The organism is Phormidium tenue FACHB-1052 (assembly GCF_014696675.1).
GTDB lineage: Bacteria > Cyanobacteriota > Cyanobacteriia > Phormidesmidales > Phormidesmidaceae > Nodosilinea > Nodosilinea tenuis_A.
Window position 1 is genome coordinate 1 of sequence record NZ_JACJQN010000021.1, and the last position, 17825, is coordinate 17825.

Consider the following 17825-nt stretch of genomic DNA (forward strand, 5'->3'; position numbering starts at 1 on the left):
CGGTATCCCCACTAGCGGCCACATCATCAACCCTCATCCTGACGAATCCCTCAATACTGGATCCGATTCTCAGTGATGTCACATTAACCTTCCAAGTCGTGTCTGTTTCCAGGCGCTGGTTACCTACGGCGAGCGATCGCCCTTGGGCTAGTTGACCCGTGCCTGAAAGCGGACAAAGCCGTAGGACCCTGGGGGGTTACCCGCGCTGGTGGCCTGGGGTAAATTGCCCAGTCTAGCCACAATCGCCCCATTGGTGTTGCTGCCGCAGCCCGCCAACCGACTGTCAATGGTGGTCAAGTCGATACCGGGGGCAACGTACTGCCCGACATCGCCATCGCTGCTGTTAGACAGCGATACCAGAATGGGGTACGGGCTGGTGCTAGATTGGGTGCCCAGCCCTAACATGATGCCGCGATCGCCCCCCGAGGTGCTTATCCCCGGTACTGGACTGGGGCCATTAGCCGCAGGAGTAGCATTGTAGGCCGCTGGCAAAAAGGTGACATTCGCCGGTACCAGATCGCAGAACAGAGCATTTTGGGCCGAGGCAGTGCCACTGGAGAGAACGTAAATCGTAAACTCTATTTGGTCGCCAGGCTGAATGCGATCGCGAATGCGGCCTCTCAGAAAGCCGCTGGGCCAGTTAGCATGGTTATCATCTTGATCTCGGGGAGCATCAACATGGTTCGGAGCGCCGGGGCTATTAATGCCATCAACCTGGTCAGTAATCGGGACACCATTGATCGCCGTAATTCTTTTAACCAGTAGAAGACTGGGATTGGTAATCTGGGTGGTGATGATGACGTTAGAAAAAACCGCTTCACTGGGGAAGAAAGCCCAGGTGTCGATTCCTTTAAAATCGCCATAGTTACTGGTAAATCCGTGTCCGCCAGTAATGCTTCGAACCCCCTGCCTAGCATTACGCGGAGAAGTTGCGCCTGTGCCATCTAAGTTAACTTGCGTGCCGTTGACGGTCGTGTAGTTGCTGTCGTCATAATAAAATGTGTAGCGGTCTATGGGCACTCCGTTGCGGTCAAGAAAGTTGGGAAATCCTTGGGGAGGATTGGTCATTTCAATGATGAAACCGCTGGTATTGCTTTCGGCATCTAGCATGGGGAAGTGATATTCACCATTGCGAATGACAACTCTGGCGTTGTAGGGAGCATTGCCAGGGCGGGGCTGTAAGTTGTTGCCGTTGGCATCTTTCCCATTCCAAAAAACGCGATTGGCTCCGGGGACTAACGTGTTTTCTAGCACCCGATCAGTCGCCGAGTTGAATATTCCATCTACGTTTGTATCAAGAATGATTTGATAGCTGCTGCCGCTAGCGACCGTAAAGTCGAAATAGCCCCCGACCCCAATCAAGGTACGATTGTCGCTATTGTTAACACCCGTAAATCGGAAATCTGTAGGCGGCTGAGGTATAGCCGGAGCTGCGGGAATACCCAGAGCACCAAGCACTCTAATATCTGGGCGATTAAAAAAGACCAGATGGGTATAGGTGTTTGTGGAAGGGGCATTGGGCGCTAAAGGATTCTGAACAATGACGTTGCCTGAGAAAGGGCTGAGGTTGTTGTCAACGGCCCGTGCAGAGTGATATAGAGCACTCCCATCGCTATCTAGAAAACCTTTGGAGTTGCCAAAGAAGACAAACCCAAAGGGGTCAACGTTGTTCATGTCAGTTCTGTAGAGATACCCATCCCACGTTTGAATATAAAAATCGCTGGCTAGGCTGCGACCGTTGCTACCCATGTTCATGGCGACGTAGTTAGTAAATACTCGTCCAGGTTGGGCAACACCTCCGGCAGTTCTAACCGTAATATCCCAGGCGGCAACCCCAGAATTTTGAGTATTGCCTGTTGGAAAGGCAGCTATAGCGCTAGTGGCAGGAGGATTGCCGCTGGTAAGCGGGGCACGAAACTCAACTTCGTAAATACCCGTTTGAGTGACGTTCACGATGCAGGGAGTATAGCCACTGGTGTTGGGTAACGGCCCAGCGGTTTCTTTGGCGACAGTGTCAATCCAGCCAAATCCTGTGTTTAAGACATTGCAACTGCCCTGTACACCAGAGGGATTGCGATAAACAATGTCAGCTGGATTCGTAGAACTGGTATGGACGCTCGATCCTAGGTTTAGGGTTTCACCCGCTTGCACATATACCTTTAGCAGAGTTTTACGGGGAATGTTTGCCGTTGTGGCGTCGGCCCATTCGGTGAAGGGGCGATCGCCCCCGTCAGCCACCATTTCCCGGCTGCCCTCGGCTCTGACGGGTTGGGTAGACCCTGCCATCAGCGCAGCTGTGCAGATTAAGGCTGTGGGAATAACAGTCCTCAGCAGGTTCGTTGAGGCTGTCGTTACGCAAGTATGACGACGAAACCAAGATGTCATATTGCTTCCTCTAGAGAGCGGGGCTGATGATCGGCAGGTGTGGGTTCGCGGTTTGACATGGGCTCTAAAGGCACTGCTTCAGGCACCGCTTGAATAGAAGGGTCATCGTCAATGCTGAAACCCTCGAGCAGCGAGTTGTCGAGTTTGATCGTGAGGCCAAAGTAAGGGCCGCCAGCGGAGCGGGAGCCGTTGAAGTCGCGATCGTAGACACCGCCAAAACTATAGCCCGCCGAGAGCCGCAGGTTGGGGTTGAGATAGTACCCCGTCTCTAGGGAAAAGCCGGTTTCGCTGTAGCCAGCGCCGGGCTGGTTGATCCAGCGGGCTTCACCGACGAGATCCCACTGGTAGTTGAGGCGATAGGTGGCCCGCAGCTGAGCCAGGGTGACGGTGCTGCTGCCGACCAAATCTGAGGCCAAGTACGAGGTGCTGCTCCGCAGGGCAAATTTACCGTAGAATTCCCACTGCCAGTTGGGAGCATAGATAGCCTCGGCGGCAAAGACGTGATCGGCTGAGCCGCTGCCGCTGTTCTCCAGCAGGCTTTCGGGCAGCAGGCCGGGGTTGCGGCGGTACTCGTAGCGCAGCAGGGCATTAAACACGTCGTTGTCGGGGTTGCGGTAGGCGAGGCCGAGGCGTAGGTTGGTGGTATCTCCCAGCCCTGAGAGCAGTTGGTTGGCGGCACTGGCTTGCTGAAAGCGGCCCAGCACCGTGAGGGAAGGCGACAGACGGCCCTGGGCATCGGCGGAAATGACGGTATTCGACGCCGCGCCAGAGGTACGGTGCTCAAACCGGAGGTTAGTTTGGAAGTCGGGGCTGCCCGTGTAGGACAGGCCAATGCTGTAGCTGCTGCCGCCCGTGGGGGCTAGGGCGGCGGCAGACTGACCTACAGCGTAGGGCTGGGCAAACTGGGTGCCCGCTCCGGTAACCAGATTGTTGCTTTGAAACACATACTCGTAGGCCAGGTCGAGCTGAAGACCCGGGGCCAGGGTGACACCCTGCTGAATGCCCACCGACCCGGACATCTGGCCTCGGTCAAACAGGGAAAAGTTGCCGGTCAATCGGGTGCCTGAGCCAAACTCGTAGTCGCCAGAGAGGTAGAGGGAGGTGAGGCTGTCGTTGTCAAACTGACCGCCGTTGAGGATCTGATGGGTGACTCCTAGGCTGATGCCGGGCTGAATTTGCCAGTTGAGGCCGAGCAGGGTGCGGTTGGGGTAGACGGCATCGGCCTGTCCGGCCAGGGTGAACTCATTGAGGGCGGTGAAGGTGACGTTTTCGGTGACAGGCAGGGTCGCCATGGAGCGAATTTGGTTGGTCACCGTGCTGAACTGGGGGTTGAGGCGATCGCTGCGATCGCGGTGAATCCAATCCAGTGAGGTAGTGGCGCTGCCAATGCGCTGCTGAATGCCAGCGGTGATCGTGGTCAGCGAATTGTCGAGGGGCTGCCCAGGGGCGGCAGCAACACCAGGAAATAGCAGCGGCTCCAGGGCCGTCAGGGTTGCTGGGGCGACGCCATAGTTATCTTCGTGGTCGTAGCCAAGGCGCAGAGTGGTCGTTTCTGAGAGATCGGCCTGGAGTTCGGCCCCGTAGCGGCGCTGGCCCGGCACAAAGCTGGTGGTGGCATTGTTGGTAAAGCCGGGAGAGACCTGCTGCCAGTAGGCTCGGGCCGAGAGCTGATCGCTAAAGGCATTGCTCACCTCCAGCCGATAGGCCTCTCCCGCCACGGGAGTGGCGTTGACCAGGCTGCTGGTCGAGTGGGCATATTCGGCCAGCAACAGGCCACCACTGCCAAAGCTCACCTGGGCATCGGCCCCGTAGAGCTGAAACTGCTGGTCGGCGTGGTTTTCTTGTAGGTAGGTGGCTCCTAGCCAGCTGGCCTGGGCCGGGTCGCGGTTGAGGTGGTAGCGCAGTCGGCCACCATAGAGGCTGGTGCTGCCGCCGCCTTCGTGCTGGTAGGTGGCCACAATCCGCCGCACCAGAGTACGGCCCTCGCTATCGACCACGGTGCGCAACACCGGCTGACGAAAGAGTACTGTGCCGCGATCGTAGTCAATTTCGTAGTCGGGGCCACGGCTGAGCTGTTGGCGATCGAGCACCTGACCGGGCCGATTTAGCTCCTCTAGCTCAAAATAGATCGCCTCGCTGCCGGGTAGCAGCAGGCGGCGCGACAGGAAGTAAAACCCGCTGGTGCCGTCGGGGGCAATGGTGTCGCGCTGAAACCCCTGGATATTGTTGCCGTAGATGGCGGAGAGCTGCAGGTTGCCCAGGTTGTAGTTGCCGCTAAAGCCGTGGAGCGATCGGCTGATGCTGCTGTACAACTGCGATGAGGTGGCAAACTCGTCGGTGCGGTAGTCGCCCCACATCACATAGTCAGACCCGGCATTGGGTGTGGGAGAGGTGCGCTCTAGACGCAAATAGAGGCTGTCGGTGGAGGGGGCCAGCACCTCTGAGGTGGAGTCATCGCCGTAGACCGGGTAGGGGCGATCGCAGTCTTGATAATTGCGAAACAGCGGCACGGTGCCGTCGCAGCCTTCGTTGAGGGCGCGATCGCTGCGGTAGGCCCCGGTAAAGCGCCAGTCGCCAAAGGAGGTAATGGCAAAGGCCCCACCCCGTATCGCTAGCTGGGTGCCAGCCCCGCCATCGGCGGGCAAAAAATCCCGGTAGCGGCTGTAGAAATCGGTGCCACCGCTGCCAAAACGCACGTCTACCACCCCGGTCAGCAGCGTGGGGCGTAGCTCAGTCGTAAACTCCACCTGGGTGTAGGCTTCGAGATCGCCCCGACTGGCCCGAATTGTGGTCTGGCCTGGGGTCAACCCCGTTTGCAGCGTCGTGCTAAAGCTGCCCCCCTGGGTCTGCACCTGAAACCCAGGTTGATCGGAGTTTTGATCGTCCTCAACAAACTGCCCCTGGCTGGCCTCCAGGGTAATCACCGTATCCTGACTGGCGACATTGCCCTGGTCATCTAAGAGCTGGCCCTGCACGGTGACCGTTGAGCGGCCATCGGCAGCTACCCGGCTTTCCAGGGTGGTGACGCTCATACTGGCGATCGCCCCCCGCACCTGGATGGCCAGGTCTGTCTGAGTCAGCGCAGCACCTCCTAGCTGGCCCTGGGCAGAGAGCTGGTTTTCACCGGAGTGCAGCCCCACCCCGTACCAGGTCTGGGTAATCAACCCGGTTTCTAGATTGGTTTCGGTGCGGCCAATCAGGTCGTCGCCCACGGGGCTACCGTTCACCATCAGGGCGATCTCACTGCCCACCGGAAATTGCAGCGTTACCGTGGTTGACGGAATGTCGAGAACAGCCTCGGGGGTGGGGGTGAGAAAGCGAATCGCTGCCTGGGTGGCAGGTTCTGAAGTTTCAGTAGTTGTGGTTGCTGCCTCAGCGGCGGCAGGTTGACTGGCGGGCGCTAGGGTCTCACTGGTCTCGCTAGCTTCACTAGCAGAAGGGGCTGCTAAATCCACCGCCTCACTAGCAGAAGATGTGAAAGGGGTTACCGAATCCATCGGCAGCGGCGAGGGTTGAGCGATCGCAGGTGTCAGGGGCTCAGCCGCAGGAACTGCTGGCACTTCGGCTTGAATGTCTGCCGCTGGCATGGGCTCGAACGCAGCCTGGGCCATCGCTAGCGGTGTTAGGCTGCCCAAGAGCAGACCCGCGTTGCCTAAGGCAAGAACCGTTCTCCGAAACTGACTACTCATTTTGGCCACCTCCCAGCTGGGCCTGGGGTTGAACCCCAAAATTCATTCGCACTAGGCCGCCGGGGGCCAGGTGCACCAGCCGAGACGCACTGTTGCGCTCAATAAAGACCCGGTTGGGGGCCAGCTCATAGCCAGGCACGCTCAGCGGGTCGAGGGTGCCAGAGCGATAGCCGGGCAGAACGTTGGCCAGGGAAAAAATGCCCCGCTCGTCGGTGGTAATGCGATTGCCGTCATCTAAGAAAATCACCGCATTGGGCAGGCCCGGCTCCCCGGTCTGCTGTTCGCCATCGAAGTTCAAATCTTCAAAGACTCGACCAATCAGGGTGCCGCAGTCGGACAGCAGCCCCGGATCAATCCTCAGCCGGTGACTGGCGGGGCCATCTCGCAGGAGCGCGCCTGTGTCGCTACGGCGAGCCGTCACCAGCGCCGAATTTCGGCCCGTGCCGCGAGCGGCATCGGGGGTAAGCTGGGCGGCATAGACTAGGCTCAGAGCCTCACCCACCGGCAGCGATGCCGCCGAGTCCACCTGAAATTCCACGGTGGAATTTGACTGGCTCACCTGCACGGGGTAGGTCTGGTCTGCGATCGCCGCTCGGGCAGACCCTGCCACCAGCCTGAAGCCCAGGGGCAGGGTGTCGGTAAAGGCAATCGTTTGCAGCGCAATATCGGTTTGATTGCGAACCACGACCCGATAGATCACGGTGTCTCCGGGCTGGGCAACGGCGCGATCGCCCGACTTAGTAAGCTGCATCTGCCGCGAATTGCACAGCGTCGTGACCAGGGTGAGGGCAGAAAGCTGAAGCCCAGCCTGGGCAGCATCGTTGACCTGTACCGTTTGCTGATCGATCTGCGTTGCCCCCGTAGCGGTAATCGGTTGACCATCTAGGGATGTGGCCCGGTAGGTGATCACACCGCCGCTATTGCCGATAATTTGCAACTTGAGTCGTCGCTGTAGGTAAGCGGTACCCGCTGGGGGCGTAACCACCAGTAGGTAAGTGCGCCCGACATCCACCTGGCCCCTGGCGGCATCGAACAAAAAGTTGTAGGTTCCCTGGGCTGAAAGGTTGTAAGGGTTAGCGTTGATGGTGTTCGGAGCCAGCCCCCCCGGAACATTGTTGTTGGGGTTATTGGGCAGCTCAGTGGGCGTTAGCGAAACCAAGGCCCCTAGCTCGGTCTGGAGCGGATCTCCCGGCAGCGGCTCGTAGAGCGCCACGGTAAAGCCCATGTAGTTCGGCAGCAGGCTGCCGCCACAGCCCAAAAGCTGGCCAAAGGGGTCAACTAAATTCAGCCCTAGCGCCACTGAGCTACTGCCCGTCCACGTCGCTGGGCCGTTGCCAACGCTATAGGTGTAGGTGACCTGGTTACTTAAGCTCGGCTCAGGTGAGGGTTGCGCCACCAGCGGCGCAGTTAGCGTGAGGGACAGGCCCAGCGCCAGGCCAAACCCCAAGAGGTAGCCCAATCGTTTTCGAGGTCGACCGCCGCTGCCCGATCGGGCTAGTCGGAGAATCGTGAGACTCCATTGCCATAGCTGGTGGAAAGAATGCTTACCCATTGGAGTTTTACGAAAACGATTCAGGACTGTAGGGCGTGAGGGTCAGATCGCGAAGCCAGGAAAAATTGGCACAAAAACCCTGTCCTCAAGAGACTTGGGGTCGCTCAGGGCATAGTCAGTAGGGATGGAAAGCTGGGGCGATCGCCAGGGGTAGCGGGAGTAAGCTGCGATCGCCCCCAGGGCTACTTCACAGTGACGTCGTAGGCCACCTGCACCACCACCTCAGGCTCCAGAGTCTGGGCAAAGTCCCAGCGAATGTCGGTGTAGGCTTCAGCCGGGGCTGGTTCCAGAGTCACCGTGCCATCCTCCTGCACCACCTCTACCAGGGGCTCGGCCACAAAGGACTTGCCACCGTCAATGCTGTAGGTAATAGCTGTGCCGTCGTTGCCCGTGGCCGTCGCCAGCACGTAGGTCATCTGGGGCGGAATCGACTGGGTGATCACGAGATCCTTAGCCGGCATTTCTCCGGCATTTTCTGACGCAACGGTGTAGCGCAAAACGTCCTGGGGCTGCACCGTTGCTTCCCCCTCCAGGGTTTGCCAGAGCAACTGGGGTTTACCCTGTGCATCGACCGTTTGCACCTGTTTTTCTGCCTGCAACACCAGCTTCATCTCTGGGCGGCGCACCTGCTGGGCAATCTCGGTGCCGATCGTCTGGAGCCGCGCCATCACGGGGCTACCTTTGGCCAGGGGAACGATGAACAGGGTTGCCAGGGCAGCTAAACCTAAACCAATCGAGCGTTTCATAGTCATAAACCTTGTCCAAAAATGCTGTGTAAGTTTCAAGTGGCGGTATTCGCAGAGGACGAAATGCTGCGCAAAATGCCGGATTCCGTCCCCAACGTGTTGGAGGCTTAGTTGACAATTCGGCGGAAGGTTAGCGTGCCGCCGACCTGAGGTGCCAGGGATGGAATGGTGTTAACGTACCGGGTTACCGCCGCCCCCGAGGCTGGATCGGTGCTGCCCAGCAATACCGCTCCGTTGTAGAACTGTAGGGTGCCGCCAGTGGCCACCGTGTTTTGACGGTGGGTGGTAATGCCTGCCCAGGTATTCGGTGCGGCGGCTCCATCCTCATTGATTACCAGGCCATTGCCGGTGAGCAGCACGTTGCCGCCGCCGCTGGCTGGTTGAATCTCAGAGATGTTTTGGTACGTAATCTGGTATTCCACAAATTGCCCTGGCCCAGGCCGCCGGGTCGGAGTCACGGTAAACGCCTCAAGCTGCGTTGTGCCATCGCGGTCAATAATGCGAGCCGCCTTCACCAGATTGACGAAGCCGGGATAGATTCGGTTGTTGGTAAAGTTGTAGACCGTGTCTGTGGTGGCAACAAAGGTGTTGCTGCTGTCGTTATCCACAAAAGCCACGATGGGGATGGTGTAGCCCTGAATTTGATTCGTGCCCGCAGGCAGATCTACCGTTACCTGGTAAGACTGCTGCTGGTTTGGCGTTAGGGTACCAATGACCACGGGTGGGTTAGCCGAGGCAAAGCCGCCAGCGGCGGTGTAGGTGTAGACAGCCGTTTGGGCACCAAAGCTAATAGTCACCGTTGTGCCATCGGGAATGCTGGCGTTGGTGCCGTGAATACCACCAGTTAGAAGGTTGGCCGCAGTGGGGGCAAAGGGCAAAAGCTTGACGTTGTCGAGATTGGTGGCAATGGTGTTCCTGACGGTGTTGGTGATGGTCGCCGCCGCCGGATTGCTAGCGCTGCCCTGCGTCCCTACCGTATCTACCGTGGTGGCGGCGTTGGTAAAGTCGTCCTGGGCATTGGTGGGGCCAATGGCGTTGGGAACGTTGTTAGGCCCATTGAGCAGGGCGCTGTTAGCTGCTGACAGGGGCAAAATGCCAACGACGTTCGATTCCCCATCGGGGCCAGTACCGGTATTGTTGCTGCTGGTGTCTGGGTCGTTGGGATTGGCGGTACCCGTCTTAGGGTTAGCGATAAAGTCGCTGATGTTGGGATTGGGCGGGAAGACGCCATCGTCATAGTTGTTGGCATCCTGGTCGCCCGACTCGTCGTAGACCAGGTTATTGGCCAAATCGCCAAAGGTTTGACCAAAGATTTGACCGATGTTGGTAATGGTGCCCCCAGTGGCGGGCAGGCCGCTGGTCACCACGGTAAACCTAAAGTCGTTGACGGTGGTGCCCGGCGGCAGGGCCCCGTTGGTGCCAGCATCGTAGATAAAGCCGATGCGCTTAACAGTACCTGCCGCTGGCGCAACGGTAGTCCAATTGACGCCGTTGATTGGGTTTTCGGTGCCGACGTAGGCATCATCGGTGGAATAGACCGGAATCCAGTTGCCATTGGGCACGATGGGCGCGATGCCATTCCACACCGTGTTGGGGGGCACGGTGGTGGAAACTAAGATGCGCTCGACTGGCGAACCATTGAGGTTGATCGGGGTGCCTTCCAAGCTGCCTGCGGGGAAGCCTGGCTGAGGATTATTGGCAACTCGGAAGTCGAGATCGTAGGTGATGGTGTCGTCGCGAGCATCGCTGGCCAGGGCACCGGGTGCCGTGGTTGAGGTCATTAATAGAGTCGTCTGGGCCAGGGGCTTGGGCTGGGTAGCCAAAAACTCCTGGTGGGACGCAGCCGCTTCCCGTTCGCCGTTGGCAGGAGCCAGGGTGCCATTGGCATCTAAGGTGTAGACATCGTTGGTAGTGGGTGCTGTATCAGTACTAAAGGCAATATTTTGCTGGTTTTGGGTATTAGGGGTGTTGTCAGCCGTATTACCAAACTGCACCCTTACCGCATCGCCTGCATTGGTGGCGGTGACGGCCATGGTTACCCGCACTCTAAAGTTTTGGTCGGCTCCAACAATGCCTGTATTGGGGAAAGTGGCCAGGTTATTGGTGCTATTACCTCCGGCTGGAACGGCGATCGCGGTGCCTAGGTTTGTACCATTGACGGCAATAATCTCCACGGCAGTGATAGTCCCCCCTGTGGCTAGAGGGCCAAGGGCCGTGGCCCCCGGAATGTAGACGAAGGCGTCGGCGTTGCCGGTGTTGGTGACCAAAAAGTCAAAATAGAGATTGTCGCTGGTGGCGACGCTGCCGCCGTTGGCATCCGTAAAGCCCGCATCGGTGACGGTTAGACCCCGTACCTCTTCTACCTTGATGGTGACGGTGTTAGAAATGGCGTTGAAGTTGGTGGTGCCATCGCTGTAGGTTGCGGTAGCTCGGTTAATAATGTCGGTACCGGCAGCGGTGCCTTCAGCTAAAACGGGTGCTAGGAAGTGGAGAGCGCCACTGGTGGCGATCGCCGTAATAACCAGGGGTTTGAATCGACTGGTAAACCGAGAATGAGGCGATGGTTCTGTATTTTTCATGGCTAATATATGGCGCAACAAATTCCCCTGGATAACGCCAGGGCTTTTACCCAAACAACCCTGCGAGGCATTAAGGACAAGCAAAAACTATAAAATATGGCATTAAAATAGATTGGTTAAGGCCTGAAAATGGCTCGCCTCCTGAGTATTCCCCTGAACGAAAGGAGAGAACCAGTTTTCAATTAATTACTTGAGTTTTAGGCCTGGAACCTTTTAGTCACGATTTGCCTCGAATTTGCAGCCGCTCTTCGAGGATTACTCGGGAGAACATTGGCAGGTTCTAGCTGTGTGGTGGCCATGGCATAAAGACTGAGTTTCTCTAAAGCTCTAGATTACAGGCATATGTACCTTGCGTTCATTCCTTCTGATGCCGTTTTTGCTTTGAGGAATATTTCAGAGAAGCAATAAAATTTAATGTGTTGATCTAGATTTTTTAGGCATGTCCAAAGAAATTTTTCCTCAGCAAATTTACCAATAGAATTTCTGGTTTGGGAAAAAGCTAAGTAGAAATAACGATGCGAAGTGGCTACCTATGATTGCCAGCATTTTGTGGCCAAGAATCGCAGGCTTTTGTCGATCACCCACCTTTAGGGAAAAGACTAAATCCTGTATCGGTGGCCAGCTCGATGCATTGACGAATGGCTATACGGGCTGTGCTGCGTCTAAGGGCAGCTAGCAGCAATGATTTAGACGCTAGACCAATCGGTTAACCAGAAGCCAGGTTTGCTTCTTTAGTCGCAGTTCGTCCAACCGGTGAGCAGTAGCTGTAGACGCTATAAAGTCTACAAACAGCCTATCTTGCAGGCCACACCAGGGTGGCGGTGTTGTCGATCGCCTGGGGGTTGCCGTCGCTATCGACTGAGTTAAAGTGGGCCAGCCGCCGCTGCACGTCGGGTGGCAGGTGCGAAAAGTCGAGCTGGGTATCGCCGTCGGCCACCGCTGCCCAAAAATGCCGCAGCTTGGGGGCGATCGCCTCGGCCTCAGCCTGCTTGAGCCCCACTGGCGGGCTGACCAGAAACTTAGTCATAAACCCTCCGGCGCGATCGCACATCCACTTATGCGACATGGCCTGCAAGTCGTCCCAGGGCTCGACGGCGGTGAGGCGGCGCGATCGCACCTCCATACGCAACTCCCCATCGCCGTGCTCGATCTCCACAATGCGGTAGGGATGGGGGTAGCTGACCAGCGACCCGGTCAGCACCTCGCACAGGTCGCCCCGACGCGCTATATCCTGCACGTGCAGGTGGCCCGTGAACATCAGCCGCACCTTCGCCGCCTCTAGTCGCTGGATGATTGCCTCAGCATTGCTCACCATGTAGCGCTGGCCCAGCGGACTGTTAGACTGCCCCGGCAGGTGTTCCAACACGTTGTGGTGCAGCATGACGAGAATCAAGTCGTCAGCGTATTCTGCCAGGGTGGCCTCTAGCCAGTCGAGCTGCGCCTGATCCACATAGCCCACCCGAATCTGCTCGCCGTTGGGCTCAAAGGCATTGGAGTTGAGCGTCACCAACCGCACGCCGGGCAGGATTTCGCGCTGGTAGTGCAGGGTTTTGCCGTCGCTGTAGCCAAAGTCTTGGTATAACCGGGGGAAGTCGTGGAGGCCAATGGCGCGATCGCTGGCATTGCGGGCAATCACGTCGTGGTTGCCTGGCACCACGTAGGCTGGAAAGGGCAGCTGTTTGAGGCGTTCTATGAGCCAGTGATGGTTCACCCATTCGCCGTGCTGGGTGAGGTCGCCGGGCAGCAGCAGAAAGTCAAGATCCAGCGTTTCTAAATGGTCGAAGATTTGCTCAATGCCCGGAATGCTGACTTCTACTAAATGAAAGCGATTGGGGCCGTTGTAGATCGTCTCAGGTCGAGCAATGTGAGGGTCGCTGACGATAGCGAAACGAAAACGCTGTCCCATGGAATTAAAACGTTGATTTTTATGCATGTCCCTAACAGCCTAGCCTTTAGGTGCCCAATTGGCCCAGGCAAAGTGGCATGATAGAAAGCCGTGATTCCAGCGAGGTCTAGGCTGTGGCAGTTGTTCGGGTACGTCAGCACGTCAACCCCCTAAGCGGAAAATACCAGGCTCCCGTTGAGGTTCCCAACTGGAGCGCAGTCTTCGCCAACCCCCAGCAACCGCTGCACATCGACATTGGCTGCGCTAAGGGCGTGTTTTTGCTGCAAATGGCCCAGCTTCAGCCCGAGTGGAATTTTTTGGGCCTTGAAATTCGCAAGCCTGTGGTCGAATCGGCCCAAAAGCGCCAGCAAGAGGCGGAGCTGACCAATCTGCATTTTATGTATTGCAACGTCAACATTTCCCTGCGATCGCTGCTAGAGAGCTGGGGCGACCAGAACCCGTTGCAGCAGGTGTCGATTCAGTTTCCTGACCCGTGGTTTAAGAAGCGCCACCAAAAGCGGCGGGTGCTGCAACCCGAGTTGGTGAGCACCATAGCGGAATTTTTGCCGTCGGGTGGGCGGCTGGTGGTGCAGTCGGATGTGGAAGAGGTGGCGGTGGATATGTGCGATCGCATCGCTGAAAACCCCCACTTTCTGCGCCAGGGCCAAGACTGGCTGCCTGAGAGCCCCTTTCCGGCCCAGACCGATCGCGAGCGGGTCACCCTAGAGCAGGGGCTGCCCGTTCACCGCGCGATCTTTATCCGCGCTTGACGGTCCACCCTCAACCAGGGTGTAAAATGTCCGTAGTTAAGACCTGGGGCTGTAGCTCAGCAGGATAGAGCGGCCGCCTCCTAAGCGGCAGGTCGAGGGTTCGAATCCCGCCAGCCCTGTTTTCACGTTATCGAGCCATCAATAAATAGACCATTGCCAACGGTGTTGGTGAGTTGCTGGGTTTTTGGAGCAACTGGCAGAGATGTCAGAGACTGCAAGAACGGATGAATTTCAAGACTCGCCAGGGTACTTTATAGATGCCTGCGCTATGTATGGAGACAAGCTTTAAGATGTCTGATCCAGAAGTGCAAGGTGTGGGTGGTGGGGTGAGTATGGTGGATAGAGCGCACATTCAGTCGTTTTCCGAGTTTTGCAGTGTATTTGTTCGCGAATGGGCAGGTGCTCTATAGGAACCAGCATTGGGCCTTTAATCACAGCTAGTTTGGGGTGGATGGTAACTTACTAAATTCTAGTTCTTCTAGATAGGTTTACGGAGGCGGCGGTAGAGAGTAGGCAAATGAGAAGATCTCAAGAGGAACAAATACGACACACAGAGAAATCAAATACAGACCAAATTTAAACACGCCAGAATGGCATATAGCGAGATGAAGTATTCCTGAAAAATTACAACAAAATTGAACAAAGCAATGCCAACAAACTATGCAAATGCAGTATGTAACTAAACCTCGAAGCTTAGTCCATACCTCTGAAGTACTATCAAAAGTTATTCTTGAAATCAAAGACTAAATATGACCTCATCATTTATAAGAAACTGGGATGGCGACGAATGGGAGAGATATATTCAAGGACTCCTCAAGCGGCATTATGGGCCAGGTAATTATCAAGATATTCCAGCAAGACATAAGGGGGACTTTGGCATTGAAGGTTATGCAGTGAAAGATGGTTGTGCTTATCAATGCTACGCCGCACAAGAGCCTTGCACAGTTGAACAGCGTTATAATGCTCAGCGCAATAAAATAACTACTGACATAGGAAAATTTATTACCAATGAGAAAGATTTAAGTCGGGTTTTTGGAGCCACAACAATTCATCGTTGGATTTTGGTTGTTCCAATTTCGGAAAGTGCTTTGCTTATGCAGCATGCATCAAAGAAAACGGAAGAGGTTCTCAATGCAAAGCTTCCTTACGTTGCACATGATTTTAAGGTGATGATTGAAACCGATCTGTGCTTTCAGAAAGAGATCAATGAATTGGCCAAAGTTGGTGTATTTGAAGTAGACTTGCCTGATTTATCAGTCGAGCAAGAATTCATGAAAATTTGGATCGAAGGGAATATCAAAACATTAAACAATCTGGAGCATAAATCAATAAAACTACTCTCTTCTAGCGAAGAACAAAAAGTCGAGAAATTTCAGCGAATCATGATTGATCGCTACTTAGTTGGGCAAAATTATTTAGATTTACTGAAGAATAAATACCCGGAAATGTACTTTCAAATTAGCCATTGCAAGCTAAGCTATGAAAGACATTTAGAAGTAATGAGTGAGATTAGTGATTCTTCGCCTAGGCAGCACTTTGATAATTCACTGGTCGAATATGGTCAGAGATTAGAAGGCTCTCTCACGTACAAATTGCCTTATTCTAGTATTCAAAATTTACAGTGGGAGGCAATGTCAGACTGGATGATGCGATGCCCGCTTAATTTTAATTAAGGGAGCATCGTCATGGATAATCAAGATATATTTAATCTCATTGACATTCCCTTTTCATTTCAAAAAAGGCCATCCCCTCTTTATTATCCTTATAGAACTGTCTGGGGCATCTCTATATTGGTTCTCATCTTGCATGTTTGCTCTCGAGGAAAACGAAGTTCAATTACCCGACTTCATATCTTGAACTGGGCAACGCGAAATAGTGAAAATCAAACTAAAATAGTAGAGCTATTAGAGGGTAGACTTTCTCGGACATCACTTATTGTTAGTCATGACCCAGGCTTTGATAGGGCTATTGAGTATTCAATCGCTGAGGGGTTAGCCGTAGTTGAGGGGAAAGCGAGGATTAAGCTAGTGGCGAAAGGCATTCAGATGGCGAAGGAAATAATGAGCATTGAAGACTGCCTACTAGAAGAAAAAGTTTTCTTACAAAAGAAAGGTTCCTCTTTAACTGAAGGACTGTCTGCAAGTCTATTAAAGCTTCCTTAAAAATGACTCTTGAAATCGTACATCTAAAATTAAAAATAAATACTCCTAAAGGTTTATTCGGTGTCGAAATACCCTTTTCAAAAGGGCTGTTTATTTTGCATGCGAACAATACATCTGGCAAGTCTACGTGCTTGCAATCTATCATTTATGCTCTTGGTCTAGAAGGTATGCTAGGTCCGAGCCAAGACATTCCAATGCCACCAGTAGTAACAGATTTTCTAGATTTTGAGGGAGAAGTTTACAATGTTTTGGAATCTGAAGTGTTACTTGAGATCTCTAATGGCAGGAAAGTTGTTACTGTCTGTAGGCAAATTAAAGGTTCCCGAAACAAACACTTAGTAACTGTTTGGGATGGGCCAATACTATCTCAATCAAACACTAATTGTATTTCAAGTGACTACATCGTTCGAGAGCCTGGTGGCGCTTCTCGTGAGAGAGGATTTCATTACTTTCTTGCAAATTTTATTGAATGGAAATTGCCTACTGTTCCAACATTTGAAGAAGGCGAAGTTTTGCTCTACATGGAAACCATATTTCCACTCATTTTTGTTGAGCAAAAGCATGGATGGTCAAATCTTAGAAATCGATTTCCTACTTACTTCAGAATCAAAGATGTTAGCAGAAGAGTATTTGAATTTTTATTTGACCTTGATGCCCAAGAAATTGCTTCCAGGAAAATATTTCTTAAGCAACAAGCTGCGGAACTGAAGACTCAATGGGCATTGAAAATTGATTTATGCAATCGTCTCTCTAGGTCGATTGATGCCACTATTAGTGGTCTGCCAACCCAACCTGTATCAATATGGCCTCCGAATGTTTTCCCACATATTTTAATGCCGTCAGGTGATGATTGGATTAATTCAAGAAGCTATATTCTTGAATTAGAAGAAGATTTAAGGGGCTTGGAGAACATAGATATTCCTAATACCGAAGAGGTATCTAATGCTGCCCAAGAAGAATTGCAATCTAAGCAATTGATACTAGCTGACATCGAGGTTCAGCTCAAGCTTAAGTTTGAGGAACTGGAAAATCAAATTGCATATATCGAATCTCTCAGATCTAGAATCACCTCATTGCGTGAGGAGCTATCAAGAAACCGAGATTTAAGAAGGCTTATAGAATTGGGTTCAACACAGGAACTACAGTCAAGTGGTGGAGTCTGCCCAACGTGTGAGCAAAGTATTAGTGACTCTTTGATTTCACCTCAGCCTTCTAGCGAGATAATGACGGTAGAACAAAACATTGACTTCATAAGAGAACAGCTTAAAATTTTTGAAGCTATGCTTGATAGCGAAAGTTCCAACATAGATTTAAAAAGAAGAAAAGTTAGTGCAATTGGAAATTTTGCATCAGAACTAAGGCAAGATATTAGATCCCTCAAAACTACTCTTACTTCAGAGTCTAAAGCTCCTTCATACGCTACTATAGAACGACGAATTCGAATTTCAGAAAAGATTCGCCAGACTAAAGTAGTTATTGATCAAACCGATCAAGTTCTAGGTGAGTTTAGCGATTTAGCAGAACAGTGGCAGTTAGTCCAAGCTGAGCTTTCCGCATTGCCAAAAGGAATTCTCTCTGATGAAGATGTCTCCAAAATTAGAAGTCTGGAAAGAAAATTTCGTGACCAACTCCGTGAATATGAATTTAGGAGTTTGAACGCCGACGATATAAGCATCTCTCAAAACACATACTTTCCTGAGTACGATGGATTTGATCTACAGTTTGATGCTTCTGCTAGCGATTACATACGAATTGTTTGGGCTTATTTGCTAGGGTTACTTGAGGTTTCTAGGGAGCATCACACAAACCACCTAGGCCTATTGATATTAGATGAACCTCGACAACAAAGTGCTGGAGAATCCAGCATTCAAGCTTTTTTAGCTCGTGCAAGTGCTGCAAGACAACATGGTCAACAAGTAATTGTCGCTACTAGTGAAAGTGAGCCTTTGTTAGAAGGTATTCTTGAAAACATCCCATATTCTTATGGATATAAAAGGTTTGACAATAGACTCATTGCCCCACTCTAGTCTCTCAGTATTGGCGAGTAGTGAATAGGT

The 17825-nt window shown here is 53.4% G+C and carries 10 protein-coding genes and 1 tRNA gene; 5 read left to right on the forward strand and 6 right to left on the reverse strand.

Annotated features, from left to right (window positions below; all coding sequences use genetic code 11):
- Positions 1-147: 147 nt before the first annotated feature.
- From H6G07_RS22725 to H6G07_RS22750, 6 genes are all read right to left on the reverse strand, one after another.
- Positions 148-2286: a hypothetical protein gene (locus H6G07_RS22725; protein WP_199312370.1), complete on the reverse strand. Its 2139-nt coding sequence runs from the start codon at positions 2284-2286 to the stop codon at positions 148-150.
- Positions 2287-2381: 95 nt separating this feature from the next.
- On the reverse strand, positions 2382-6074 hold the full coding sequence (locus tag H6G07_RS22730; RefSeq protein ID WP_190740788.1) for a TonB-dependent receptor: 3693 nt from the start codon (positions 6072-6074) through the stop codon (positions 2382-2384).
- Entirely contained in the window at positions 6067-7626 is a 1560-nt protein-coding gene (locus H6G07_RS22735; RefSeq protein WP_084173555.1) for a DUF11 domain-containing protein, read from the reverse strand. Before H6G07_RS22735 ends, H6G07_RS22730 begins: the two co-directional genes overlap by 8 nt.
- 182 nt (positions 7627-7808) lie before the next feature.
- A complete protein-coding gene (locus H6G07_RS22740; protein WP_073610614.1) occupies positions 7809-8372 on the reverse strand; it encodes a DUF11 domain-containing protein in 564 nt (187 codons plus the stop codon).
- Between the two features lie 107 nt (positions 8373-8479).
- Entirely contained in the window at positions 8480-10951 is a 2472-nt protein-coding gene (locus H6G07_RS22745) for a beta strand repeat-containing protein (RefSeq protein WP_073610615.1), read from the reverse strand.
- Positions 10952-11744: 793 nt separating this feature from the next.
- On the reverse strand, positions 11745-12857 hold the full coding sequence (locus H6G07_RS22750) for a metallophosphoesterase family protein (protein ID WP_073610616.1): 1113 nt from the start codon (positions 12855-12857) through the stop codon (positions 11745-11747).
- 113 nt (positions 12858-12970) lie between these two features.
- On the opposite strand from H6G07_RS22750, the gene trmB reads away from it, so the two are divergent.
- The 5 genes from trmB to H6G07_RS22775 all read left to right on the forward strand — a co-directional run bounded on the left by trmB (position 12971) and on the right by H6G07_RS22775 (position 17795).
- Complete coding sequence (gene trmB / locus H6G07_RS22755; RefSeq protein ID WP_073610617.1) at positions 12971-13606, forward strand: tRNA (guanosine(46)-N7)-methyltransferase TrmB; 636 nt, start codon at positions 12971-12973, stop codon at positions 13604-13606.
- A gap of 45 nt (positions 13607-13651) precedes the next feature.
- Positions 13652-13725 (forward strand) — tRNA-Arg (locus tag H6G07_RS22760).
- A gap of 630 nt (positions 13726-14355) precedes the next feature.
- A complete protein-coding gene (locus H6G07_RS22765) occupies positions 14356-15279 on the forward strand; it encodes a hypothetical protein (protein ID WP_073610618.1) in 924 nt (307 codons plus the stop codon).
- A gap of 12 nt (positions 15280-15291) precedes the next feature.
- Positions 15292-15768 (forward strand): hypothetical protein, encoded by a 477-nt coding sequence (locus H6G07_RS22770; RefSeq protein WP_073610619.1) that lies wholly within the window; start codon positions 15292-15294, stop codon positions 15766-15768.
- 2 nt (positions 15769-15770) lie between these two features.
- On the forward strand, positions 15771-17795 hold the full coding sequence (locus tag H6G07_RS22775; RefSeq protein ID WP_073610620.1) for an AAA family ATPase: 2025 nt from the start codon (positions 15771-15773) through the stop codon (positions 17793-17795).
- The last annotated feature ends 30 nt before the right edge of the window (positions 17796-17825 follow it).